The sequence below is a fragment of the Sinomicrobium endophyticum genome (genome assembly GCF_052983315.1).
In genome coordinates, this window is the sequence record NZ_JBRKIS010000025.1 from 437,675 (window position 1) to 462,570 (window position 24,896).

General features: G+C 42.6%; 19 protein-coding genes and 1 tRNA gene. 13 read left to right on the plus strand and 7 right to left on the minus strand.

What is annotated here, in order from left to right:
* Window positions 1–10 precede the first annotated feature (10 nt).
* The 3 genes from rnr to ACVBDU_RS10400 all read left to right on the plus strand — a co-directional run bounded on the left by rnr (window position 11) and on the right by ACVBDU_RS10400 (window position 3,643).
* Window positions 11–2,206 carry a ribonuclease R gene (rnr, locus tag ACVBDU_RS10390; protein ID WP_447179678.1) on the plus strand — a complete coding sequence of 732 codons (2,196 nt, stop codon included), beginning with the start codon at window positions 11–13 and terminating at the stop codon, window positions 2,204–2,206.
* Window positions 2,207–2,273: 67 nt separating this feature from the next.
* Window positions 2,274–2,948 carry a head GIN domain-containing protein gene (locus ACVBDU_RS10395; RefSeq protein ID WP_447179679.1) on the plus strand — a complete coding sequence of 225 codons (675 nt, stop codon included), beginning with the start codon at window positions 2,274–2,276 and terminating at the stop codon, window positions 2,946–2,948.
* An 11-nt stretch (window positions 2,949–2,959) separates the two neighbouring features.
* On the plus strand, window positions 2,960–3,643 hold the full coding sequence (locus tag ACVBDU_RS10400) for a LysE family translocator (RefSeq protein WP_447179680.1): 684 nt from the start codon (window positions 2,960–2,962) through the stop codon (window positions 3,641–3,643).
* 197 nt (window positions 3,644–3,840) lie between these two features.
* On the opposite strand, the gene ACVBDU_RS10405 is transcribed toward ACVBDU_RS10400, so the two are convergent.
* Window positions 3,841–3,911: transfer RNA gene (locus ACVBDU_RS10405), tRNA-Cys, on the minus strand.
* Between the two features lie 76 nt (window positions 3,912–3,987).
* On the minus strand, window positions 3,988–4,371 hold the full coding sequence (gene folB, locus ACVBDU_RS10410) for a dihydroneopterin aldolase (protein ID WP_447179681.1): 384 nt from the start codon (window positions 4,369–4,371) through the stop codon (window positions 3,988–3,990).
* A gap of 141 nt (window positions 4,372–4,512) precedes the next feature.
* Between folB and ACVBDU_RS10415 the strand changes: the two genes are divergently transcribed.
* Window positions 4,513–6,198 carry a glutamine--tRNA ligase/YqeY domain fusion protein gene (locus ACVBDU_RS10415; protein ID WP_447179682.1) on the plus strand — a complete coding sequence of 562 codons (1,686 nt, stop codon included), beginning with the start codon at window positions 4,513–4,515 and terminating at the stop codon, window positions 6,196–6,198.
* Window positions 6,199–6,613: 415 nt separating this feature from the next.
* Here the strand turns inward: ACVBDU_RS10415 and ACVBDU_RS10420 are convergent, their stop codons facing one another.
* The 3 genes from ACVBDU_RS10420 to gltX form a co-directional block, all read right to left on the minus strand.
* The gene (locus tag ACVBDU_RS10420) at window positions 6,614–7,033 is read right to left on the minus strand and encodes a GNAT family N-acetyltransferase (protein WP_447179683.1); all 420 of its coding nucleotides are present in this window, start codon (window positions 7,031–7,033) and stop codon (window positions 6,614–6,616) included.
* Between the two features lie 222 nt (window positions 7,034–7,255).
* Window positions 7,256–8,194 carry an SPFH domain-containing protein gene (locus ACVBDU_RS10425; RefSeq protein ID WP_447179684.1) on the minus strand — a complete coding sequence of 313 codons (939 nt, stop codon included), beginning with the start codon at window positions 8,192–8,194 and terminating at the stop codon, window positions 7,256–7,258.
* A 102-nt stretch (window positions 8,195–8,296) separates the two neighbouring features.
* Window positions 8,297–9,811, minus strand: coding sequence for a glutamate--tRNA ligase (gene gltX, locus ACVBDU_RS10430; RefSeq protein WP_447179685.1), 1,515 nt, complete (start codon window positions 9,809–9,811; stop codon window positions 8,297–8,299).
* Between the two features lie 158 nt (window positions 9,812–9,969).
* On the opposite strand from gltX, the gene ACVBDU_RS10435 reads away from it, so the two are divergent.
* The 7 genes from ACVBDU_RS10435 (at window position 9,970) to ACVBDU_RS10465 (ending at window position 20,145) form a co-directional block, all read left to right on the plus strand.
* On the plus strand, window positions 9,970–13,284 hold the full coding sequence (locus ACVBDU_RS10435) for a DUF4175 family protein (RefSeq protein ID WP_447179686.1): 3,315 nt from the start codon (window positions 9,970–9,972) through the stop codon (window positions 13,282–13,284).
* Entirely contained in the window at window positions 13,277–13,696 is a 420-nt protein-coding gene (gene ybeY, locus ACVBDU_RS10440) for an rRNA maturation RNase YbeY (RefSeq protein ID WP_447179687.1), read from the plus strand. Before ACVBDU_RS10435 ends, ybeY begins: the two co-directional genes overlap by 8 nt.
* Before the next feature lie 98 nt (window positions 13,697–13,794).
* Window positions 13,795–15,666: a tRNA uridine-5-carboxymethylaminomethyl(34) synthesis enzyme MnmG gene (gene mnmG, locus ACVBDU_RS10445; RefSeq protein WP_447179688.1), complete on the plus strand. Its 1,872-nt coding sequence runs from the start codon at window positions 13,795–13,797 to the stop codon at window positions 15,664–15,666.
* Window positions 15,667–15,674: 8 nt separating this feature from the next.
* Window positions 15,675–16,196: a hypothetical protein gene (locus tag ACVBDU_RS10450; protein WP_447179689.1), complete on the plus strand. Its 522-nt coding sequence runs from the start codon at window positions 15,675–15,677 to the stop codon at window positions 16,194–16,196.
* On the plus strand, window positions 16,196–17,077 hold the full coding sequence (locus tag ACVBDU_RS10455; protein ID WP_447179690.1) for a class I SAM-dependent methyltransferase: 882 nt from the start codon (window positions 16,196–16,198) through the stop codon (window positions 17,075–17,077). Before ACVBDU_RS10450 ends, ACVBDU_RS10455 begins: the two co-directional genes overlap by 1 nt.
* Window positions 17,078–17,330: 253 nt before the next feature.
* Window positions 17,331–17,846 (plus strand): OmpH/Skp family outer membrane protein, encoded by a 516-nt coding sequence (locus tag ACVBDU_RS10460; protein WP_447179691.1) that lies wholly within the window; start codon window positions 17,331–17,333, stop codon window positions 17,844–17,846.
* Between the two features lie 391 nt (window positions 17,847–18,237).
* Window positions 18,238–20,145 carry a S9 family peptidase gene (locus ACVBDU_RS10465; protein WP_447179692.1) on the plus strand — a complete coding sequence of 636 codons (1,908 nt, stop codon included), beginning with the start codon at window positions 18,238–18,240 and terminating at the stop codon, window positions 20,143–20,145.
* A gap of 18 nt (window positions 20,146–20,163) precedes the next feature.
* On the opposite strand, the gene ACVBDU_RS10470 is transcribed toward ACVBDU_RS10465, so the two are convergent.
* On the minus strand, window positions 20,164–20,559 hold the full coding sequence (locus tag ACVBDU_RS10470; RefSeq protein ID WP_447179693.1) for a DoxX family protein: 396 nt from the start codon (window positions 20,557–20,559) through the stop codon (window positions 20,164–20,166).
* 19 nt (window positions 20,560–20,578) lie between these two features.
* Window positions 20,579–21,724: a DNA polymerase III subunit gene (locus ACVBDU_RS10475; protein WP_447179694.1), complete on the minus strand. Its 1,146-nt coding sequence runs from the start codon at window positions 21,722–21,724 to the stop codon at window positions 20,579–20,581.
* A gap of 267 nt (window positions 21,725–21,991) precedes the next feature.
* Here ACVBDU_RS10475 and ACVBDU_RS10480 point away from each other — a divergent pair, with 267 nt between their 5' ends.
* Together ACVBDU_RS10480 and ACVBDU_RS10485 are read left to right on the plus strand one after the other, a co-directional pair.
* A complete protein-coding gene (locus ACVBDU_RS10480) occupies window positions 21,992–23,182 on the plus strand; it encodes a phosphoglycerate kinase (RefSeq protein WP_447179695.1) in 1,191 nt (396 codons plus the stop codon).
* Window positions 23,183–23,339: 157 nt separating this feature from the next.
* Complete coding sequence (locus tag ACVBDU_RS10485) at window positions 23,340–24,887, plus strand: LysM peptidoglycan-binding domain-containing protein (RefSeq protein ID WP_447179696.1); 1,548 nt, start codon at window positions 23,340–23,342, stop codon at window positions 24,885–24,887.
* The last annotated feature ends 9 nt before the right edge of the window (window positions 24,888–24,896 follow it).

Below are 24,896 nucleotides of genomic sequence, written 5' to 3' on the forward strand. Positions count from 1 at the left end.
AAACGATTATATGTCAAGAAAGAAAAAGCGTGCGGAAAAGCACAAAACTCATGAAATAACAAAAGGTATTTTTTCCGTACTGGAAAAGAATCCGGATGAATCATTTAATTATAAACAAATAGCGGCTAAACTGGGTATAACAGATGCCGGCGGAAGAAATCTCCTGATAAAAAAGCTGGTAGAACTCAAGGAAAAAAAATCTGTAGAAGAGGTGGAAAAAGGGAAATACCGGGCAATTCCTTCCCTGAATTATTTTACCGGCCGGGTCGACATGACCGGACGCGGAAATGCGTATGTGGTCTGTGAAGAACTGGATCACGACGTTTTTGTACCTTCGAACATGCTGGGGAAAGCCTTGCATGGCGATGAGGTGGAAGTTTACGTATTTCCCAATAGAAGGCGAAGTAGTAAAAAAGTGGAAGGAGAGATCACCAAGATACTTTCGCGCAAAAAAATGGCCTTTGTGGGAATAGTTCAAATGCAGAAAAATTTTGCTTTCGTATTACCCACCGATTTCCGGATGTATACGGATATTTTTGTACCCAAGAACAAGATAAATGGCGCCGAGAACGGAGATAAAGTTCTGGTAGAAATTACCGAATGGCCGGAAAAGGCTGATTCTCCTTATGGTCATATTACAGAAGTATTCGGTAAACCGGGAGACCATGATACGGAAATTCACGCTATTCTTGCCGAATACGGTCTGCCATATACCTTTCCGCCGGAAGTGGAGCATTTTGCCAATCAGCTGGATACATCCATTACTGAGGAGGAAATAAAAAAGCGCCGGGACATGCGCGATGTACTCACTTTTACCATAGATCCCAGGGATGCCAAAGATTTTGATGATGCCTTATCTTTTCGGATACTGGAAAACGGTAATTATGAAATAGGTATACACATAGCCGATGTTTCGCATTATGTAGTTCCCGGAACCCTGTTGGATGATGAAGCGTACAACCGGGCAACATCGGTATATCTGGTGGATAGGGTAGTACCCATGTTACCGGAAATATTGTCCAATAATGCGTGTTCTTTAAGGCCCAATGAGGAAAAATATACTTTTTCCGCGGTGTTTGAAATGAACCGTAAAGCCGAAGTACTCAACCATTGGTTCGGTCGTACCGTGACCTATTCCGACAGAAGGTTTGCTTACGAAGAAGCACAGGCTATTCTGGATACGGAAGACAATCGGGTACCGGAAGAAGTCTCCCTTACCGGTAAAACCTATGAGGTGGAACAGGAAATTACGGATGCTATACTTACCTTGGACAAACTGGCAAAGATCATGCGTTCCAAACGTATGCTTAACGGAGCCATATCTTTTGATAAGGTAGAAGTGAAGTTTCATCTCGACGAAGAGCACGTTCCTACCGGTGTATTTTTTAAAGAAGCTAAGGATGCCAACAAACTCATAGAGGAATTTATGCTGCTGGCCAATCGGAAAGTAGCGGAATTCATTGGACGTAAAAAACCACAGAAGACATTTGTTTACCGGGTACATGACGAACCGGATGAAGATAAATTAATACTGCTGCAAGGCATTATTTCCAAATTCGGGTACTCTATCAACATGAAGAGCAGAAAAACCATTTCAAGCTCTCTGAATGGCCTGCTTGCCGAAGTACAGGGGAAGAAAGAACAAAACCTCGTAGATACCCTCACCATACGAACTATGAGCAAGGCCGAGTATACCACGCAGAACATTGGTCACTACGGATTGGCATTTGATTATTACACACACTTCACTTCACCTATCCGAAGGTATCCGGATGTTATGGTACACCGGTTGTTACAGTATTATCTCGACGGCGGAGATTCTGCCAAGGAAGAAGAATACGAAGAAAAGTGCAGGCATTCTTCCAGTATGGAAAGCCTGGCCGTTAATGCCGAAAGGGATTCCATTAAGTATATGCAGATTAAATTTATGCAAGACCGTCGGGACGAAGAGTTCCTCGGTGTTATCTCGGGGGTGACCGAATGGGGTATTTATGTGGAGATCGTCGAGAATAAATGTGAAGGTATGATACGTACCCGGGATATCAAAGATGACTATTATGTTTTTGACGAAAAACAATATGCCCTCGTAGGGGAAGTGACCAAAAATATGTACCAGTTGGGTGACGAAGTTGTGGTAAGAGTAAAGAATACCGATCTTATAAAACGTCATTTGGACTTTGAATTACTGGGAAAAGCGGAAGAATAAGGATATCTTTGGAATAATTATTGCCGCGGATTATGCATAATTTTGTATTCACTAAAAAATGAGATTTATGAAACGCGTATTTTTTGTTTTATTTCTTTTAATAACGGCTACCGGGTTTTCCCAGGAAAATATTACGAAAGAAACCGGAAAGTTTGATACGGTAAAAGTATTTGATGGCATTTCGGCCCAACTTATTCCTTCCAATGAAAATAAGGTGATAATATCGGGTGAAGATGCTTCCGAGGTGAGTGTTGTAAATAGCAATGGTAACCTGAAGGTACGGATGCAATTGAAGAAAACGTTCAGCGGACATAAAACCTTTGTGGAAATACACTTTAATCAGAAACTGAGTCTTATTGATGTCAATGAAAGTGCATTTATATCTTCGCCGGAAACATTCAAACAGATAGATCTGGAACTGAGAGCGCAGGAGGGCGGGGAAATAGACGTTACCCTTGCCGTTGAAAAACTGAAGGCGAAAGCTATAAGCGGCGGTACCCTGGATGTAAAAGGAACGGCAAAGAATCAGGAAGTGAAGATCAATACGGGCGGACAGTTTGAAGGTAAATCGCTGGAGACGGAACAGACTACCGTTAATGTGAATGCCGGAGGCACTGCCGAAATCTACGCTTCGGAATATGTGGAAGCAAAGGTTAAGGCCGGTGGTACCATAAAGATATACGGAAATCCTAAAGTTATAGATAAACAAACCTTCCTTGGCGGAAAGATATTAGAACAATAAAGGTTGATTTCATGATGCAGGATATTCTGGCTGCCATTCCCTGGGGAATATTACTCGCCTTTACCATAGGCCCTGTATTTTTCGTACTTCTGGAAACCAGTGCCATTAAAGGGTTCCGGGCCGGAATTGCGTTTGATTTTGGAGTTATTACAAGCGATATACTCTTTATTCTTATTGCGTATTTCAGTACCAATCAGATCCTGGAAAAACTCAAGGACGACCCCGCACTTTTTATTTTTGGCGGTGCCTTGCTCCTGTGCTACGGAGTTATTTCTTATGTAAAAATCAAAAGGGATTTTAAGAAAAACGAAGATAACCTGGAGGATTTTGTAATACCGAAAAAGAATTATATAGCCCTGTATATGAAAGGGTTTTTGCTCAATTTTATCAACATTGGCGTATTGGGGTTCTGGTTGGGGATAATAATAGTTTTCGGTCCCAAACTGGATATGGAGCCCGACAGGATTGTTACCTTTTTCGGTACTATCATTATAACATACTTGTTTGTAGACGGTATAAAAATATTATTGGCCAAACAGTTAAAAGGAAAGCTTACACCCTGGCGGATATACAAGGTAAAACGGGTAATAAGTATTGTTTTGATGGTATTTGGTACGGCATTGATTATACAAGGATTTTTTCCCGGGGAGAAAAAAAAGATAAAGGAAGCTATAGAAGATATCCGGAAGAAATAGTAATAGTTTTGGAGTTGATTAGTTCTGGAGTCGGGAGTTTTTTAAAGGCTTGTAAACTGTAAGTAAAAATGAAAAACAACACATGGTTTAGAAATTAAAAGAGGCGGCCGAGTGCTTACACCGGAGGTGTAAGTGTTCGAAGCCCCGGCATCCGTATATAAAAAAACGTCCTGCAAATCCTGCAGGACGTTTTTTTGAGGCACCGAGCGGATTCGAACCGCTGTAGAAGGTTTTGCAGACCTCTGCCTAGCCACTCGGCCACGGTGCCATACTTTGGGACGGCAAATCTACTAATTTATTTTTTAAATCAAATACATTATAGCGGGTAATTGCGTAAGTAAATATTACAATTCCTTTTGTTTTCTGTGGTTGTTTCGTGTCAGGGTCATCTCTATGGTTACCATTTCCACATTACCACCTATGGGCGGGTTTATTTTAGAAACTTCTACCGTGGCTTCCTCGGCTATCGGTATTTCATCAAAGATACGGTCGAGGATACGTCGGGCGACATGTTCGAGCAATTTCGAGCGTATGCCCATCTCTTCTTTCACAATACTGTTTATATGTACATAATCTACAGTATCCTTTAAATTGTCCGTGTCGGCAGAAGGTTGCAGGTTGGCTTTAACAGCCACGTCCACACGGTAGTCGCTGCCTATTTTTCCCTCTTCCACCAGGCATCCGTGATAGGCATATGCCCGGATATTGTGCAGTTTGATAATTCCCATTGTTTTCCTGTCAAAGTGCAAAAGTAACTCTATTCCTAACAAAGACAAAGGATATCTCCATACAGGAGATACATTTTGGGCGATACACCTGTCAGGTTTCAAAAGTTGGCGTATTTTTGCAGCAAAAGAACCGCAATTGTCATGTCGGAAAAAGAAAAATCGCTTAACTTTTTAGAGCACATCATAGAGGAGGATATCAGGGAAGGCTTCCCTAAAGAAAATCTGAGATTTCGTTTTCCTCCGGAACCCAACGGGTATCTGCATATTGGTCATGCCAGTTCCATATGCCTGAATTTCGGGCTCGGACTCGATTATAAAGCCCCGGTAAACCTTCGTTTTGACGATACGAATCCCGAAAAGGAAGAACAGGAGTATGTAGATGCCATTAAAAGGGATGTGGAATGGCTGGGATATGAGTGGGATAAGGAATGCTATGCTTCGGATTATTTCCAGCAGTTATACGACTGGGCCGTAGAACTTGTAAAAAAGGGAAAAGCCTACGTAGATAGCCAGACTTCCGAAGAAATAGCGGCCCAGAAAGGAACGCCTACAAAAGCAGGAGAAGACAGTCCGTACCGGAACAGGTCGGTAGAAGAAAACCTGGATCTTTTTGAACGTATGCGCAAAGGAGAATTCAAGTCCGGAGAGCATGTGCTCCGCGCCAGGATAGATATGGCTTCTTCCAACATGCTGATGCGCGATCCTATAATGTACAGAATACTACACCGAAGTCATCACCGAACCGGAAATGATTGGCCGATATATCCGATGTATGACTGGACGCATGGAGAAAGCGATTATATTGAGCAGGTGTCACATTCTTTCTGTACGCTGGAATTCGCTATGCACAGGGAACTATACGAGTGGTTTCTGGACAACGTCTATGACGATGGCAGGGTAAAACCGAAACAGCGGGAATTTGCCCGTAGGAACCTAAGTCATACCATAGTAAGTAAAAGAAAACTTTTGCAATTGGTTAAAGAAGGAGTAGTTACAGGGTGGGATGATCCCAGGATGCCTACCATTTCCGGTCTGAGACGAAGGGGCTATACGGCAGAATCTATTCGTAATTTTGCGGATACGGTAGGTATAGCCAAACGGGAAAACCTGGTGGATGTTTCCCTGCTGGAGTTTTGTATCCGGGAAGACCTCAATAAAAAAGCACCCAGGGTAATGGCCGTTCTGGATCCTGTTAAGGTGGTTATAACCAATTATCCCGAAGGCGGGGAAGAATGGCTGGATGCCGAAAATAATCCGGAAGATGAGGACGCAGGCTTCAGGAAAGTACCTTTTTCCAGGGAAATTTATATCGAAAGAGAAGATTTCCGGGAAGAGGCCAACAGGAAATTCTTCCGTCTTAAACTCGGCGGAGAGGTAAGGCTTAAAAATGCTTATATCATCAAAGCCGATGATTGTGTAAAAGACAGCGAAGGCAATATTACCGAAATACATTGTACTTACGATGCCCTGAGCAAAAGCGGAAGCGGAACAGAAGAAAGTATGCGTAAGGTAAAAGGCACCCTGCACTGGGTTTCCGTACCGCATGCCGTAGCGGCAGAAGTGCGTATATACGACAGGTTGTTTACCGATCCGGAACCGGACAGGCATAAGGATAAGGATTTTATGGAATTTATCAATCCGGATTCCCTTAGCATCACGAAAGGTTACTTAGAACCATCTTTAAAAGATGTCGAAGCAGGAGAGAGGTACCAGTTTCAAAGACTGGGATATTTCTGTGTGGATAAAGATTCGGGTGCGGATAAGCTGGTATTCAATAAAACGGTAGGGCTTCGGGATACCTGGGCCAAAATTCAGGATAAGAACTGATATAGTTTTGGAGTTGAAAGTCTTTTAGATTATTAGTTGTTGGTTAACGGGTTATTGATTGTTTGACCGACCTTATATGGAATTTTTACAGCGTATCTTAAAAGAGAAGAGACTTAGAGAAGCGCAGAAAAAGCAGACTTTTTCATCTTAACATGACAAAATTCAATCCGGATAGATTTTCCTCGATTTCTCCCTTTAGGGTTGGGGTGAAAAATCGAGGAAAATCGGATTTCCTTTAGATGATACATTGAGCCTGGTCGAAATGGTTCGGGTAAAACTGATTTTCCGACAATTCGTTGAAAACCCGATTTTGTCATGTACTGTACTGTTTCATACATGAAACAGTAATATTGTGTTCAAATAACTAAGAACTCCCAACTAAAAAACGCAACGAGTTTAATACCGGATCTGTTTCTTACGTAGAAACGATTTTTTCCATAATCAGTTCGGATTGCGTAGTATTGTGAAATCCGAACTTTTTATATAAACGGTGTGCATCCAGTGTTTTCAGTCCCCACTTCTCTACATTAGTGAGTTCCGGGTGTTGCATGATGTTTTTCAACAATAATTTTCCAAGGCCGTTTTTGCGATATTCAGGAAGAACAAATACGTCCATGATCCAGGCAAAAACCGCATAATCTGTTACTACGCGGGCAAAACCTACCTGTTTGCCTTCTTTGGTATAAACACCGAAGCAGAAGGAATTGTCAATAGATCTCTCCACAATATCCCGGCTCCTGCCTTTGGCCCAGTACGATTTGTTTTTGAGAAAATCTTCTATGAGATCAACATCAAGGATGGATTTATCCGTGGAGACGTAAAAGGAATTTTGCATGGGGATCTGCTATTAAATGAATCTATTGTTCGGATTAAAAATATTGATAATAATTATTATTGAGGAAAATTATTGAAAAGGGGGTTTACATTATCTTTTACAATCAAAAACGACCTTCTCTAATGCAATTTAAGCGAAGATCGTTTTTGCGGTAATGCAGAACTCATTTTTGAAATGAAAAGCGGTCAGAGCGCTTTATTCGGATTATTTTTCCCGGAAATATCAGGCATCTCCCGTTTTGCCATCTCCTTTCTTCCTGGACTTTTTCATGGCCTCTCCGAGCTGGTTGCTGGTAGTAAATGCCGCTACCATATTGTTGAGCATATCCGATCCTGCCTGCGGTGAATTTGGCAGGAGAATAAGATTGCTGTTAGTAGATTCACCGATAGACTGCAAAGTGTCGTAGTGTTGTGTCACCACGATAAGGGCAGAAGCTTCCTGTGAATTTATCCCTACCTTGTTCAATACTTCAACGGATTCTTCCAGACCCCTTGCAATTTCTCTTCGCTGATCTGCGATACCTTGTCCCTGCAGACGTTTGCTTTCGGCTTCCGCTTTCGCTTTTTCCACAATACGTATACGTTCGGCATCTCCGTCAAACTGGGCTGCTATTTTTTCACGCTCTGCCGCATTGATACGGTTCATGGCCGCTTTCACCTGGGCATCCGGATCGATATCCGTAACCAGCGTTTTGATGATGTCGTAACCGTAATCCAGCATGGCATCCTGCAATTCGCTTTTAACAGCAATAGCTATATCATCTTTTTTAACAAAAACATCGTCGAGTTTCATTTTGGGGACTTCGGCACGTACCACATCAAAAACATAACTGGTGATCTGGTCGTGCGGGTATTCCAGTTTATAAAATGCTTCGTAAACCTTTTCACGGATTACGACATATTGTACGGAGATCTTGAGTTTTACAAAAACATCATCCAGCGTCTTGGTTTCCACAATAACATCCAGTTGCTGGATTTTAAGGCTCACTTTACCTGCAATACGGTCTACGATAGGTATTTTTAGTTGCAAACCGGAATGACGTATACTTTCAAAACGCCCGAAACGTTCCACGATGGCCGCGGTTTGTTGTTTCACCACAAAAAATGCGGAAATGAAGATGATGATTCCAAAGAATATCACCGGATAAAATAAGTAACTCATGGCTTCGTCTTTAATAGATTAATTATTCGTGAATATACATAAAAAAACCTCACCGGTTTTGTTAAACGGTGAGGTTATGGTTATAAATATCGGGTGGGGAAATTACCCGAGCGTGTTTACAGCTTTGTTAATACGGCCAATGGTTTCTTCTTTACCGAGTATTTCTATGATATCAAAAATATGCGGCCCCTTCATTTCACCCACCAGTGCAAGACGCAGCGGAGGCATGATCTGTCCGAATCCGTAGCCCTTATCATTTATCCATGCTTTGACAGTTTCTTCCGTGGCAGCAGAGGAGAGGTCAGAAACATTTTCCAGTAGGCTGATGAGTTGCTGCATCAGGTCGGACGTATTTTCTTTCCATTGTTTTTTTGCCGCTTTTGGGTCATAGGATTCCGGCGTTTCAAAAAAGAAGGAAGCCTGATCCCAAAGTTCACTTACAAAAGTGGCCCGTTCTTTTACCAGGGACACGATGCGGGTCAGCGGAAGGGAAGTTTGTATTCCTTTATTTTCTAATAGTTTCGCAAAAGCACCTCCCAGCGTGGCATCGTCTTTTTCCTGGAGATAATGGTGGTTAAACCATTTTATTTTTTCCGGATCAAAACGCGCCCCGGATTTGTTTACCCGTTCCAGGTCGAAAGCCCCGATGAGTTCTTCTTTGCTGAACAGTTCCTGCTCCGTGCCCGGGTTCCATCCGAGGAGGGCAAGGAAGTTCATCATTGCTTCGGAAAGATAACCATCTTCGCGATATCCGCGGGAAATATCCCCGGTAACCGGATCGGACCATTGTAAGGGAAATACGGGAAAACCGAGTTTATCACCGTCCCTTTTGCTCAGTTTTCCTTTGCCCGTAGGTTTTAAGATGAGGGGGAGGTGTGCAAATTCCGGGGCTTCCCAGGCAAAGGCACGGTATAGCAATACGTGAAGTGCCAGAGAAGGTAACCATTCTTCTCCGCGGATTACATGCGTGATCTCCATCAAGTGGTCGTCTACGATATTTGCGAGGTGATAAGTAGGCATACCATCACTTTTAAAAAGGACTTTATCGTCGAGTATTCTGGTCTCCACCGTAATTTCACCACGAATAATGTCTTTCAGCTTTAAAGTTTCGTCTTCCGGGCATTTGAAACGGATAACGTAATCTTCCCTGGCATCTAACTTCTTTTGCGTTTCTTCTGCCGAAAGCGCAAGGGAGTTATTTAATTTCTCCCTGTTGTGCCAGTTGTAGATAAATGTTTTGCCTTCACTTTCATGTTGCTTCCGGTGCGCATCCAGTTCTTCTGCCGTATCAAAAGCATAATAAGCCATGCCGTTTGCAATAAGCCGGTCGGCATAATCTTTGTAGAGATGTTTGCGTTCGCTTTGTCGGTAGGGGCCAAAACCTTTGTCCTTACCTATGCCTTCGTCAAATGGTATACCACACCATTCGAGGGATTCGACGATATAATTTTCAGCACCTTCAACATAACGGTTCTGATCCGTATCCTCTATACGGAGAATAAAATCCCCTCCGTTCTTTTTGGCAAAGAGATAGTTGAACAGCGCGGTGCGAACACCTCCTATGTGTAAGGGCCCCGTGGGGCTGGGCGCAAAACGTACGCGAACTTTTTTTGTCATTTCTTCCTTGTTTGTCCTGCAAATTTAAGGGATTCTCCACAAGCCGCAAATCACAGTTTGTAGTATGGAAAAAATTGTAACTTTATAAGTTATAACAAAACGATAGTTGAACGGCGTATTTTTTAGCCGCAAATCACCAAAACGGGAATATGCAGAGCATGGATTCGATACGGCAAAAGCTGGAAGTCTTTATAAGAAAGTATTATGTGAACGAACTTATAAAAGGCATATTGCTGTTTATGGCAATAGGGTTGCTATACTTTATAGGGACATTACTCGTGGAACATTTTCTGTGGCTTGGAAGTACAGGGCGTACCGTATTGTTCTGGTTGTTCGTCGGTGTGGAAATCTTTTTACTCTATAAGTTTATTGCTATTCCCGTACTCAAACTGTTGCGCATTAAAAAAGGGATCGGGTACAGGGAAGCATCCGGAATAATAGGAAACCATTTTCCGGAAGTGGGGGATAAGCTGCTCAACGTACTGCAGCTTTCGGATAACCGGAGGGAAACAGAAAACGAAAACAATGAATTGCTTCTTGCGGGTATAGAACAGAAATTGGCCGAGCTACAACCTTTTCCGTTTCAGATCGCCGTAGATTTCAAGAAAAATCTCCCTTATGTAAAATATGCCCTTATACCCGTACTTATTGTATTGGTTATATGGATTTCCGGAAATATTAACTGGTTTTCAGATAGTTATGACAGGGTGTTACATTATCGTGCTGCTTATGAACCACCGGCGCCGTTTCAGTTTTTCGTGGTGAACAGTTCTTTGAAGGGAATTGAAGGAAAACCTTTTGAAGTAGAGGTAAAAACCACTGGAGATGTGGTTCCGGAAGATGTGGAAATACATTTCAACGGGGAAAATTATTTTATGCGCAAAGATGGTCCCGGAAGTTTTCGTTACGAGTTTAAAAGACCGGAGGGAACCACGGAATTTTATCTTGCGGCTAACAATGTACGGTCAAAGCCCTATCGGCTGGAGATTGTAAATGCTCCCGTAATGATCGGTTTTGAAATGTATATGAAGTATCCGGAATATCTTGGGATGAGTCCGGATACCCTTACCGGAACCGGAAACACTACAGTGCCGGAAGGAACGGAGATCACCTGGAAACTGAAAGCGAGAAATGCAGGTAATGTGCATTGGGTTTCCGGAGACTCCATAGCCCCCTTTAAAGAAGTTTCACGTGAAGGGAATATAATGGCATTTAATAAATCGGTCAAAGTATACCGGGATACATCATATGAAATCAGAACAGGAAACAAAGATCTTCCCGATTACGAGTCTCTTGGTTTTGACATATCTGTTGTAAAAGATGAATATCCGGAAATAGAAGTAAAAGAAATCCGGGATTCGACAAAGTCTTCCGGAGTACATTTTGCAGGACAGGTTTCCGATGATCATGGGTTTTACGGTTTGGAGATGAAATATTATCCCGAAAACAAGGAAGACGAGTTGGAGAAGCGGAAGATAAGTGTCAATGGATCTTCTAATGTAGATCGTTTTACCGATGCCTTTCCGGGTAACCTTCCGTTGGAAGAAGGGAGTAACTATGTAATTTATTTTGAGGTCCGGGACAATGATGCTTTGCGGGGGGGAAAGATAGCTAAGTCCCGTATGTTTACGTACAGGATGCGAACAGGAGCGGAAGTGGAGAAAGAACGGATGGAGAAACAGAAAAATGCTATCCGGTCACTGGAAAGATCGTTGGGAGAAATGGAAGATCAGCGGAACGAATTAAAAGAGATCAATACTCTCAACATGGAGAAAGAGCAAAGGTCTTTCGATGACCGGCAGAAGATAGAGAATTTCCTGGATAGGCAAATGCAACAGGAAAAGATTATGCAACGGTTTACCGAAGATTTGGAAGATAGGCTGAACGAAGCCCCCGAAGTGGAAGATGAAGAACGTAAAAAATTTCTAAAAGAACGTCTGGACAGGCAAAGAGAAGAGTTGAAAAAGAATGAAGAATTACTTAAACAATTAAAGGAGGTTGCCGATAAGATAGACAGGGAAGACATGGCAGAGCGGTTGGAGAAGCTATCCAAATCACAACAAAATAACAAGAAAAACCTCGAACAGGTTCTGGAACTTACAAAGCGCTATTATGTAACTCAGAATGCGGAACGGCTGAGAAAGGAACTCGAAAAGATGGCGGAGAAACAGGAGAAAGCAGGTAGCGAAGATAAGGGTGAAACGGAGAGGGATAAGGAAAATAAAAAAGGAGAACAGGAGGAATTAAATAAAGAATTCGATGAACTGAAAGAAGAACTCAAAGAACTCGAAAAGGAGAATGAGGGATTGAAGAAACCGATGGAATTGGGAAGGGATGAAAAAAAGGAAGATGCAGTTTCCGGAGAGCAAAAAAAAGCCCTGGAGGAAATGAACAAGGGAGAGGAAGAAAAGGCCAGGGAAAAACAACGAAGTGCGGGGAAGAAGATGAAACAAATGGCGGGCGAGATGAAATCCGGGATGCAGTCCGGTGCTTCTTCAGATGATATGGAAGATGCGGAAGTATTGCGGCAGATATTAAAAAATCTTGTGGCTTTTTCATTTGAACAAGAGAACCTGATGAAAGTTGTGGAAGATATGCGGGACGACCATCCGGCGCTTGCCCAGAGTCTGCGCAGGCAACATAATCTCAAGGAGATGTTCTCTCATATTGACGACAGTATTTTCGCCTTGTCGTTACGAAGACCGGAACTGTCGGAGCGGGTAAACAAGGAACTTACCGACGCCCATTTTCAAATAGATAAAGCCATCGAAAGGTTGTCCGATAATGAACTGTACCGAGGGGCATCAAATCAGCATTATGCCTTTACTGCCGCTAATAATCTCGCGGCCTTGCTGAGTAATATCCTCGATAATTTACAACAAAGCATGGGGATGGGACAAGGCAAAGGCGATAACGAGATGCAGTTACCGGATATTATACAGGGGCAGGAAGAACTCAACGAGAAGATGAAGAATGCTATGGAAGGAGAAAAAGAAAAAAAGAAAGATGGGGAAGGAAAAGAGGAAAATGGTGAAAGTTCCGGTGAACAAGAAGGACAGTCCGAAGAACTCTATGAGATTTATAAACAACAACAAATGCTTAGACAAGCTTTGGAGAAACAATTGTCAGATAAGCAAGGCTCCGGTAATGGAAAGGAAAAAGAAAAAATGTTGAAGGAGATGGAACAAATAGAAGACCGGTTATTACAGGAGGGTGTTCATGAAAGTACCCTAAAAAAAATGGTTAACCTTCAGCATGAATTATTGAAACTTAAGAATGCCATGAAGGAGCAGGGAACCGAGAAAGAAAGAGAAAGTAATACGAACAAGACAGATTTCGGGCGTGGAGAAGAAGGGCGTTTGCCGGAGCTGGAGGAATATCTGCAGGGCATGGAAATATTAAACAGACAAGTATTACCTTTGCGGCAAATTTATAAAGAGAAAGTAAAAGAATATTTTAAGAAGGATGATTAGCTTTCATTACGAATTGGAGTTTGTCCTGGAGGACGAACAGAAATATGCGGATTGGATACACGAGGCAATTGCTTCTGAGGATAAACAACAGGGGGAAATAAGCTATATTTTCTGTGATGACGAATATTTGCTATCCCTGAACCAAAAGTATCTCGATCACGATACCCTCACGGATATTATAAGTTTTGATTATACCGAGGGAAAAACCATTCACGGAGATATTTATATTTCAGTGGAAAGAGTACGGGAAAATGCGTCGGAATTCGGAGTTGGTTTTGAAGAAGAACTCCGAAGAGTTATGATACATGGCATACTGCATTATTGCGGGTACAAGGATAAATCAGAGACTGACGTTGCTTTAATGCGGACGAAGGAGGAAGAAAAAATGAAGTTGTTCCACGTGGAACAGTAGATATGGAATACCGTTTGTTCCACGTGGAACAATGGGTGTTTCTTGTTGGAAATACCAGGTTAAAAAGCATACAGAATAATATAAAATAAAGCTTAGGCATGTTTGATAGAACGTATGATGTTATTGTTGTTGGAGCGGGCCATGCCGGTTCGGAAGCTGCCGCGGCAGCGGCCAATATGGGGTCCAGAACCCTGTTGATTACAATGAATTTGCAGAACATTGCGCAGATGTCCTGTAACCCAGCTATGGGCGGAATTGCCAAAGGACAGATTGTACGGGAGATTGATGCGATGGGGGGATATAGCGGCATTGTAACTGACAAAACAGCAATTCAGTTTAAAATGCTGAACAAGTCTAAAGGGCCTGCGATGTGGAGTCCGAGGGCACAGTCGGACCGGATGCGCTTTGCCGAAGAATGGAGATGGATGTTAGAGCAGACCCCCAATCTGGATTTTTACCAGGAAATGGTGTCGGGATTGATTGTGGAAAACGGAAAGATAACCGGGGTGAAAACATCCCTTGGTATAGAAGTAAAAGCAAAAGCCGTAGTGCTTACCAATGGCACCTTTTTGAACGGATTGATCCATATAGGCGAAAAACAATTCGGAGGAGGCCGGGCAGGAGAGAGGGCGGCAACCGGGATTACCGAAGACCTGATCGAACTCGGTTTTGAGTCCGGAAGAATGAAAACCGGAACGCCGCCAAGGGTGGACGGAAGATCACTGGATTATTCCAAAATGCAGGAACAACCCGGAGATGATGTGCCGGAAAAATTCTCGTATTCCGACCAGACGAAGCCTCTCGAAAAGCAACGGTCCTGTCATATGACCTATACCAGTGCGGAAGTACACGATCTGCTGCGTGAAGGTTTTGATCGTTCCCCTATGTTTAACGGTAGAATAAAGAGTATCGGGCCTAGGTATTGCCCTTCCATAGAAGATAAAATAAACCGTTTTGCGGATAAAGACAGGCACCAGCTATTTGTAGAACCGGAAGGATGGAATACGGTGGAAGTTTATGTAAACGGGTTTTCCACGTCACTGCCCGAAGATGTACAGTTTAAAGCCCTGCGTTCTGTTAGCGGCTTCGAACAGGTAAAGTTTTTCCGTCCCGGTTACGCTATAGAATACGATTATTTTCCGCCCACACAACTCAAGCATACGCTGGAGACCAAGCTGGTGGAAAACCTGTTTTTTGCCGGACAGATAAACGGCACTACGGGATATGAAGAAGCGGCATCTCAAGGATTGATGGCAGGGATTAACGCGCACCTGAAAGTTTACGAAAAGGAGCCTTTTATACTGAAAAGGAACGAAGCGTATATCGGTGTTTTGATCGATGATCTTATTACCAAAGGAACCGAAGAACCCTATCGCATGTTTACTTCCAGGGCAGAATACCGGACACTTTTGAGACAGGATAATGCCGATTTTCGACTTACCCCGAAAGCCAATAGTATAGGTTTGGCATCAGAAGAGAGACTGCGACGTATGGAAAATAAAAAAGAAAGCGCCGATGCCTTTATTCACTTTTTCCGGGAGACAAGTGTAGAACCGGCTGAAATGAATCCTGTTCTCGAAGAAAAGGGATCTTCCCTGATGAAACAATCGGATAAAATGTACAAGGTTTTTTCCCGTCCGAATATAACTATGGAAGATATGCTTCAGGTAGGGGACGTGAAAAAGTATGTGGAGGAAAATAAGCTCGATAAAGAAGTTATGGAACAAACCGAAATACAGGTAAAGTATTCCGGGTATATAGAGAAGGAAAAAAACAATGCGGATAAATTGAACCGCCTCGAAGATATCGCTATTCCCTCTAATTTTGATTACGATAAATTAAAGTCACTTTCGTTCGAAGCCAGGGAAAAACTGAAAGGCATTCGCCCGGCAACACTTTCACAGGCTTCGAGAATAAGCGGCGTGTCCCCCAGCGATATCAGTGTGATGCTCGTTTATATGGGGAGATAATAAAAGAGATGAGAAAACAATCGTTCCACGTGAAACACTTGTGCCAACCCCTTTACCTATTGGGGTTGGTTGTTTTTATACAAGGATGTATTCCGGTGAGATTAGCTCCGCGTATTTCAGAATACCAGGTAGACCGTGGTGTGGATATCGATAAAAGGATAAAAACGAAAAAGAACCTTTTTGTTTTTGATAACCCGAAAAAGAGAATACACTTTGTAAAATTCCTGGAGGGTAAATACAAATTGGAAGCTTACGGAAATGAAGAGAGGTTTAAAGTTAATCTGAATGAAAGTGATTTTGATTTTTTTGTTTTTGCCCCGCAGCTAAACGATTCCTATCTCGATTTTACCGGACTAACTGATGACGATGACAGTGATGTGGCAAATAATGAAGATGATTCTTTTCATTATATTGCCATCCGTGTTTCCACTGTATATGAAGATGATTGTTTATCTATGAATTCATTGCATTATAACATAGTGCTTAATTACCTGAAAGAACTCAAAGCCGAATATCTAAGTTCCCTCTAATGGATAAAACAGAAACTTCCCTCTATCTGAAATGTAAAGACCATACCGTAAGCGGTGAAACCTTTTCATTACTTTGGGATGAAGAATATAAAATGCTTCACACATATCCTGTACCGGATGCCGAAAAGTTGCCAGGGTATTATCAAAGTGAGAATTATATTTCTCATACCGATTCCAAAAGAAGTTTGTTTGAAAAAGTATATCACCTGGTAAAAAATTATGCTCTGAAACAAAAGCTGAAATATATTTTTTCCGAAAACCCGGAAAAAGGAAACCTTTTGGATATTGGAGCAGGTACGGGAGATTTTTTGAACGTGGCAAAAAATAACGGTTGGAAAGTAGAAGGGATAGAACCGAATGCTTCCGCGAGAAAAAGATCGGAGGAAAAGGGAATTCCGTTACGGAAATTATCCGATGCTTCCTTTGTAGAAGAAAATACGTCCGGATTTGATGTAATAACCATGTGGCACGTACTGGAACACGTCCCCGATCTGGAAACACAACTAGGACAATTAAAAAAGTTACTCAAAGATAATGGAACTATTTTTATTGCAGTCCCGAATTTCCGATCCTTCGATGCCGCACATTACGGAGAATTTTGGGCAGCCTATGATGTGCCCCGCCATCTCTGGCATTTTTCTTCGGAGGCCATGACACTGCTTTTTGCGAAAAAGGAAATGAAAGTTGTCCGGAAGATCCCGATGAAATTCGATGCATTTTACGTAAGCCTGCTTTCCGAAAAATATAAAAGCGGAAAGATGCATTTTTTTCGGGCATTTCTTACCGGATGCCGTTCTAATCGCAAAGCTTCCCGGTCCGGCGAATATTCTTCCCTCATTTATGTCATAAAGCAGGCGAATATTCAAAATAAAGCGGTTTAAGCGACTTTCTTGCCTCTGGGCAGCCTAGCTCTTGACATATTCTTGATTTAGCCCCAGGCCGCATTTATAGAGTTCGATTTTCATAGCTTTTACTTATGTTTTTACTTTTATGAATAACTATTTGTTATACTCTTGTTTTTCTGTAAAAAAGAGGAAAGCAAAATAAAAACCGGATATGTTAAAAATTTAAACCCTGCTGAAGAGGCTACTTTGAAAACTTTCCTATTTTTGCGTGTAAACAAATTTTAAACCGATGAAAAAAATTTTCATAGCCGGAGTGGCTTTATTTGGATTGTTTTCCTGTCAGCAGGATAAAATCGCTTATGTGGATAATACGACCCTTATCAATGACTACCAGGAGAAGAAAGATATAGAGGCTAAGTTTAAAGGCAAGCTTGAGACTTTCGAGAAAAAAACAGATAGTCTTTCCAGGGCCTTGCAATCCGAAGCCCAGGCCTTCCAGTCCGAAGCATCTAAAATGTCTCAGAGTAAAGCCCAGGAGAAATACGAGCTACTGATGCAGAAGAGGCAACAAATACAACAACAGGTACAGCAGGAAGAAATGCAGTTGCAACAGGAAAGCCAGAGTCAAATCGATTCCCTGGTAAAAAAAGTACGCGAATTTGTAAAAGATTACGGTAAAAATAACGGGTATACCTATATTCTCGGAGCCAATGAAGCGGGAAGTGTGCTGTATGGTGAAGAAACCAAAGATATTACCAAAGAACTTCTGAAAGTACTTAATGACAAGTATTCAGAGAAAAAATAATGCGCTGTAAGCAACGTATTTTCGAAAGCCCGGTTTTCCGGGCTTTTTTTATTTCCTGTATTAGCATGAACTTTTTCGGAAATAGAACGTTGTTCCACATGGAACAAAGCGCCGGCAATGTTGTTTTCATCCGTTCCGAACGATGTAGGATATAATTGTAGTGTTGAGATTCAAAACTTTCCGATTGGAAAAAGTGTTTTTATTTATTTGATATTGTGGGCAGGGATAAAATCAAATACCTCGGGGCAATCCCGATAATATCGGGATCAGGACAGGAGTTGGGGAATTAGACCCATTTAATGGGATTAAATTCGGGATATATTCGAAAAAAGTGTAACTTTTTGATACCTTTAATCGTCAGATAGTTACAATAACCAATAAAAGATAAATTATGAGAATATTATCATTTTTCCTGATCGTATTATTCCTGCTTTCCTGTATTACGGAGAAAAAGAAAAAAACCGAACCAAAGGAAGTTAAAGAATATACCATAGAACAATTTTACGGCAATAGCAGGATAAGCGGAGGAGCCTTTTCCGATGACGAATCCAAACTGTTGGTAAGCAGTGACGAATCCGGAATATTCAACCTGTATGAAATAAATATAGGCGATAATTCCAGGAAACAGATAACCAATTCTTCGGAAGAGTCCTTTTTTGCCATAGGATATGTTCCCGGAACAGGGCAGATGCTGTATTCCGCAGATAAAGGAGGAGACGAAATAAACCACATATACTTGTTGGAACCCGATGGTACCACTACCGATCTTACCCCGGGAGAAAAGGCCAAGTCCAGTTTTGCCGGGTGGAGTGAAGACAAAAAATCCATGTATTTCCTTTCCAATAAGAGAGACCCGCGCTACTTTGACCTCTATAAGATGAGTATGGGTGACAAGAAACAGGAAATGCTTTATGAAAATACGGAAGGTTACGCATTTTCCGGGATGTCCGAAGATGAGAAAATAGTAGCATTGAGCAAGTCCGTGACCACCAGCGAAAACCGGCTTTTCCTCTATTACCGGGATTCCGGGGAAATGAAGGAAATATCGGAACAGGAAAAGCCCGGGAGCTATTCCGGTTCCGGTTTCAGTAAAGACGGAGAACATTTTTTCTATATCACAGATGCGGATGCCGAATTCGCGTATCTTGTTAAAAATGAATTAGATACGGGAACCAAGAATACGGTGTACAAAGCAGATTGGGATGTGATGTACAGCTATGTAAGTGAAAATGAAAAGTACAGGGTGGTTGCCATTAATGAAGACGGGAAGAATACCCTGGTAATCCTGGATAATTCAACAGAAAAAGAAGTGGATTTCCCCGAAATACCGGATGGCGATATCGTGGCGGTAAATATTTCTGACAGTGAGGACAAAATGCGTTTGACCGTAGGGACTTCGAAGTCGCCGAACAACCTTTATGTCTATGATTTTAACACCGGGAAAATGAAGAAACTCACAGAAACTCTCAACCCGGAAATTAACAAGGAAGACCTGGTAGCCGCCGAAGTGGTGCGTTTCAAGTCTTTTGACGGCCTGGAAATACCCGCAATTTACTATAAACCCCAAACCGCAACAGAAGAAAACAAAGTACCTGCCCTGGTATGGGTGCACGGCGGACCCGGCGGACAGTCCAGAACAGGATATTCCTCGCTGATACAATACCTGGTGAACAGTGGCTATGCCGTACTTGCGGTAAACAACAGGGGAAGTAGTGGTTATGGAAAAACATTCTATAAAATGGACGACAAAAACCACGGGGATAAGGATTTGAAAGACTGTATCTGGGGTAAAAAATGGTTGCAGGAACAAGCGTATATCGATCCGGATAAAATAGGTATCATTGGCGGCAGCTATGGCGGATACATGACCATGGCGGCGATGGCCTTTGAACCGGAAGAATTTAAGACGGGAGTTAATATTTTTGGTGTTACCAACTGGTTGCGGACGCTCAGGTCCATTCCTCCGTATTGGGAATCCTTCCGAACGGCACTTTATGAAGAGTTGGGCGACCCGAATACTGCCGATTCCATACGACTACGGGCGATTTCCCCGCTTTTTCATGCCGATCAGATCAAAAATCCCGTAATGGTTTTACAGGGGTCAAACGACCCGAGAGTATTGCAGGTAGAATCGGATGAGATTGTGGCAGCGATGGAGCAAAATAACATTCCCGTAGAGTATATCGTATTCCCGGACGAAGGCCATGGTTTTGTTAAAAAGGAAAATGAAATCGAAGGGTACGGAAAAATACGCAGCTTTCTGGACACGTATCTGAAAGGGGAGGGGACCGAAAAATAAAGAGGTATATGGTGCCGTTTATTGCAGTAGATAAACACCGAAAATAGCGGGAATAAGGTAGATGACAATGCCCCGAGCACCGTCATAATCCTTGGCTACACGCTGTCCGAAAAGGAGGAGCAATAAGGTAAAGCAGCAAAGAGCGGCACCGTAAAAACCATAAGTCTTGTCATTGTCCGCAAGAATGTTTACGACACCCCAAATGCAAAGTATTCCGGCGATGGTCTCCAGTACAAGAATCACCGCCATGGAAAAGGGGATCAGGTTTTCCAGGAAAGTTTTGGCAAAATGTTCGCGAAGCCAGGAAATATTGCCTTTCCAGTCCGTTATTTTGTCCAATCCGCTTTGCACGAATGTAATGATGAGCAATAACAGTATAAGGATTTCGGCGCTGTTGTTCCGAAGATTTTCCATGGTATTGTTTTTTAGCGGGTCAGTATTTGTGCAATAGCCTGGTAAGTTTTATGGAGAGGTCCGTGAGAACGATCTTGGAGTTTCCGTTACGTTCAATGTGGTAAATGGCATCCTGCAATTCGCGGGTGATCTCGTGGATGTTATTACCGCTTACAAAAGGAGCGAATTTTTCCAGCCGGAAATTTTCGACCCGGAATTCCATGAAAACCAATGAGCTGGCATTGTAGTTAAGCAAAAGAGCCTGCCGGAAGACGTCCAGGCAATAATTCAGGAAGAGTTTTTGTGTTTCCCTTCCCGTAGCAGCTATTTGTTCTCCCCAGGCGATCAGGTCGTGTATTGCCGCCTTGTTTCCCTTGGCCCGGAAAGCAGACCGCACCCATTGCACAAACCAGGTTTCGAAAGTAAGGTCACTGTTATCCCTATTCGCCAGCACCATGGCCCTGTTGTAATCCCCGTTGGCCTGAAGGGCGATTTTTACAGCTTCCGGTTCCGAAATTCCCTGCTCCATCAGTTTTTCCCGTATAGCTACCTCCGCCAGAGGCGGGAAATGGAGTATTTGACAACGCGAAAGAATGGTTTGTATAATCTGTTCCTCTTCTTTTGCAATGAGTATGAAAAGGGTTTTGTTTGGCGGTTCCTCGATGAGCTTCAGTAATTTGTTGGCAGCAGAAGTATTGAGTTTTTCCGCCATCCAGATGATCATGACCTTATACCCGCCTTCATAAGATTTCAGGGAAAGTGATTTTACGATTTCCTGGGCTTCGTCCACACCAATTTGTCCTTGCTTGTTCTCTATACCCAGCATCTGGTACCACTCAAAAAGAGTTCCGTACGGATGTTCCCTGACAAACTGCCGCCATTCCTCCAGGAAGTTATTGCTAACCGGGTGCGATTTTATTTTGCCGTTGGGAGCAACCGGAAAAGCAAAATGGAGGTCCGGATGGCCGAGGTTGCCGAATTTCAGGTTACAGGACTCCGACCCGGTATTATTTTCACCCCCGGTATTATTACAGAGAATATACCGAGCATAAGCAATAGCCATAGGCAGCACACCACTGCCTTCGGCTCCTACGAATAATTGTGCGTGTGGTATTCTGTCTTGTTCCGCACTAACGGTCAGGTGTTTTTTTATATGTTCCTGTCCCAGGATGTCTTTGAATAGCATACGGCAAATATAAAGGGTTTATCACAATATAAAATAGTCTCTGATGTCAAGGTCGCAAGTTTCAGGTTGCAGTTCCGGTTTTGGGTGATTGCCCCGGGGGGTAGTTGACAATACGTTTGTTCCGCCATCCCGTGCCGATTTAACATTATTCTAATAAAACCACTATTTTTACAAGCCAATATTTATTTACATTTGTGCTTTCGTACCGGCCTTGTACATATCCGGAAGGTGCGGAAAACCCTTTAAAATACGTAAACACATACTTTTATGAAGACAATAGATGATTTTGACTTTAATGGAAAAAAAGCATTGATCCGTGTGGATTTTAACGTACCTCTGGATGCGGAATTTAATATCACCGATACTACCCGTATAGAAGCAGCAAAACCTACGGTTATAAAAATACTGGAAGACGGGGGAAGTGCCGTGTTAATGAGCCACCTCGGCCGTCCGAAAGGGCAACGCCAGGATTCCATGTCTTTAAAGCATCTTGTAAATGCGGTGTCTGATATACTTAGTGTCAAAGTAAATTTTGTGGAAGATTGCGTTGGGAAAAAAGCGGAAGAAGCCGTTGCCAACCTGAAAAAAGGAGAAATACTGCTGTTGGAAAACCTGAGGTTTCACACCGAAGAAGAAAAAGGGGACGAAGCCTTTGCAGAACAGCTGTCCAGGCTCGGTGATGTTTATGTAAATGATGCTTTCGGTACCGCACACAGGGCACATGCATCTACCACCATAGTAGCAAAGTTCTTTGATGACCGCAAATGCTTCGGCTATTTGCTGGCAAAGGAAATTGAGAGTATAGATAAAGTAATGAAAACCGGGGAAAAACCGGTTACCGCAATATTGGGAGGATCGAAAGTGTCTTCTAAGATCACCATTATCGAAAACATTCTGGACAAAATAGATCATCTTATCATCGGTGGAGGGATGACCTATACTTTTATCAAGGCACAGGGAGGTAAAATAGGAGATTCTATCTGTGAAGATGACAAGCAGGAGCTGGCTATGGAAATACTGAAAAAGGCCGGAGAAAAAGGGGTGAAAGTACATTTGCCTGTAGATGTCATTGCCGCAGATGCTTTTAACAACGATGCCAACACAAAAGAAGTTGCCGTAGATGAGATCCCGGACGGATGGCAGGGATTGGATGCCGGTCCGAAGACCCTGGAGAATTTCAGAGAAGTTATTCTGCAATCCAAAACCATTTTGTGGAATGGCCCTGTAGGTGTTTTTGAAATGGAGAGTTTCCAGAACGGAACCAAGTCCATAGGTAATGCCATTGAAGAGGCTACCAAAAAAGGAGCTTTTTCTCTTGTCGGAGGAGGAGATTCCGTAGCGGCGGTAAAACAGTTTGGCTTTGAAAATAAAGTGAGTTATGTATCTACCGGAGGCGGGGCCATGCTTGAAAGCCTGGAAGGAAAAACATTGCCGGGAATAGCCGCTATTTTGAAGTAACGTAAGTATTTACTTGAATAATAATACAGAATAAATCCCCACCCCGGGTTTCCGGAGGTGGGGATTTTCTATTTTAACAAGTTTTAAAAGTCTTTTTTAAATAAAAAACACGATTTTTACGGGATTTCCGTTAATCCAATAAAAGAACCTAAACCAGATGAAACGCTATTTTGCTACCCTATTTTTAGCCGCGGTTTCCACATGGAACTATGCGCAGGAAGTTGCAGAAATCGATGAAAACCAGGGATCTCCGGAAGGGACAGAACTTACCATCGAAAAGGAAGATACTTTATTATCAGAAGTTACCATTGAAAAGATCGACGGGAAATTCCGGCTACACGATCATGAACTGGCAGCGAAGATAGACAGCCTTTGGCTAAAAGAATTATACGATAACAGTTTGTATGACACCATTGTGCAGACTGTGACCGGAATGGACTATGAAAAGGTCGATTACAAAGAATTACCGACAGATATCCTCAAAGGAAGGCTGGCCGACCTGAATGAAAAAACGCCTTTCAATGTGGAGTACAACCCGGAACTGGAGAGTGTTATCAAGAATTTCCTGAAAAACAAAAGGGGGTTTCTGGAAAGAACGATGTTAAAAAGCCAGTATTATTTTCCCATGTTCGAACAGGAACTCGATAATAGTGACATACCACTGGAAATGAAATACCTTGCTGTTATAGAGTCTGCATTAAATCCAAGAGCTAAATCCCGGGTAGGCGCTACCGGTATATGGCAGTTTATGTATGCTACTGGTAAAATGTACGATCTGGAAGTAAACTCTTATGTAGATGAACGCAGTGATCCGGTAAAATCTACAAAAGCAGCCTGTAAATACCTGGCCAAACTCTACGAGATTTTTGGCGACTGGGACCTGGCACTGGCGGCCTATAACTCGGGCCCCGGAAATGTCTCCAAAGCCATTCGGCGTTCCGGGGGATATCAGAATTACTGGAACCTAAGGCCTTTTTTGCCGAGGGAAACCGCGGGTTACGTACCTTCTTTTCTCGCTATGATGTATATTTTTGAATATGCCGGTGAGCATGGGTTACACACGCAAAGACCGGAAGTGGCTTATTTTGAGACGGACACCGTTCATGTAAAGCGATCCCTGACTTTCGACCAGATATCCGAACTCATCAATGTGGATGTGGACCAGCTACAGTTTTTAAACCCGGTGTACAAACTGGATATCGTGCCGTTTATTAAAGATGAAATACATCCGTTACGACTTCCCGGTGCTGCATTGGGCAAATTTGTTGCCAATGAAAACGCGATCTATGCCCATATTGAAACCGAAGAAGCCAAAAAGGAAAAACCTTTACCTCAGTTCTTCGAAAAGAACAACAGGGTAACCTACAGGGTGAAAAAAGGAGATTACCTGGGAAGAATAGCAAATCACTACGGTGTTCGTGTCAGCGATCTCAAGCAGTGGAACGGACTTAGAAACAATCGTTTGAAAATAGGACAACGGCTTACCGTTTACCCCAGGAAATCGGGTCTGTCGCCGGTGGCAAAAACATCGTCTGCCAGTGCCGTTTCTTCCGGGAATAATGTCTACACAGTACAGAAAGGGGACTCCCTCTGGACGATTTCTAAAAAATTTCAGGGAATTTCGGTTAAAAATATTCGAGATTGGAACGATATTAGTGGGGATAACTTAAAACCGGGAATGAAGCTGAAGCTTTGTAACTGTTAGCACGAACCA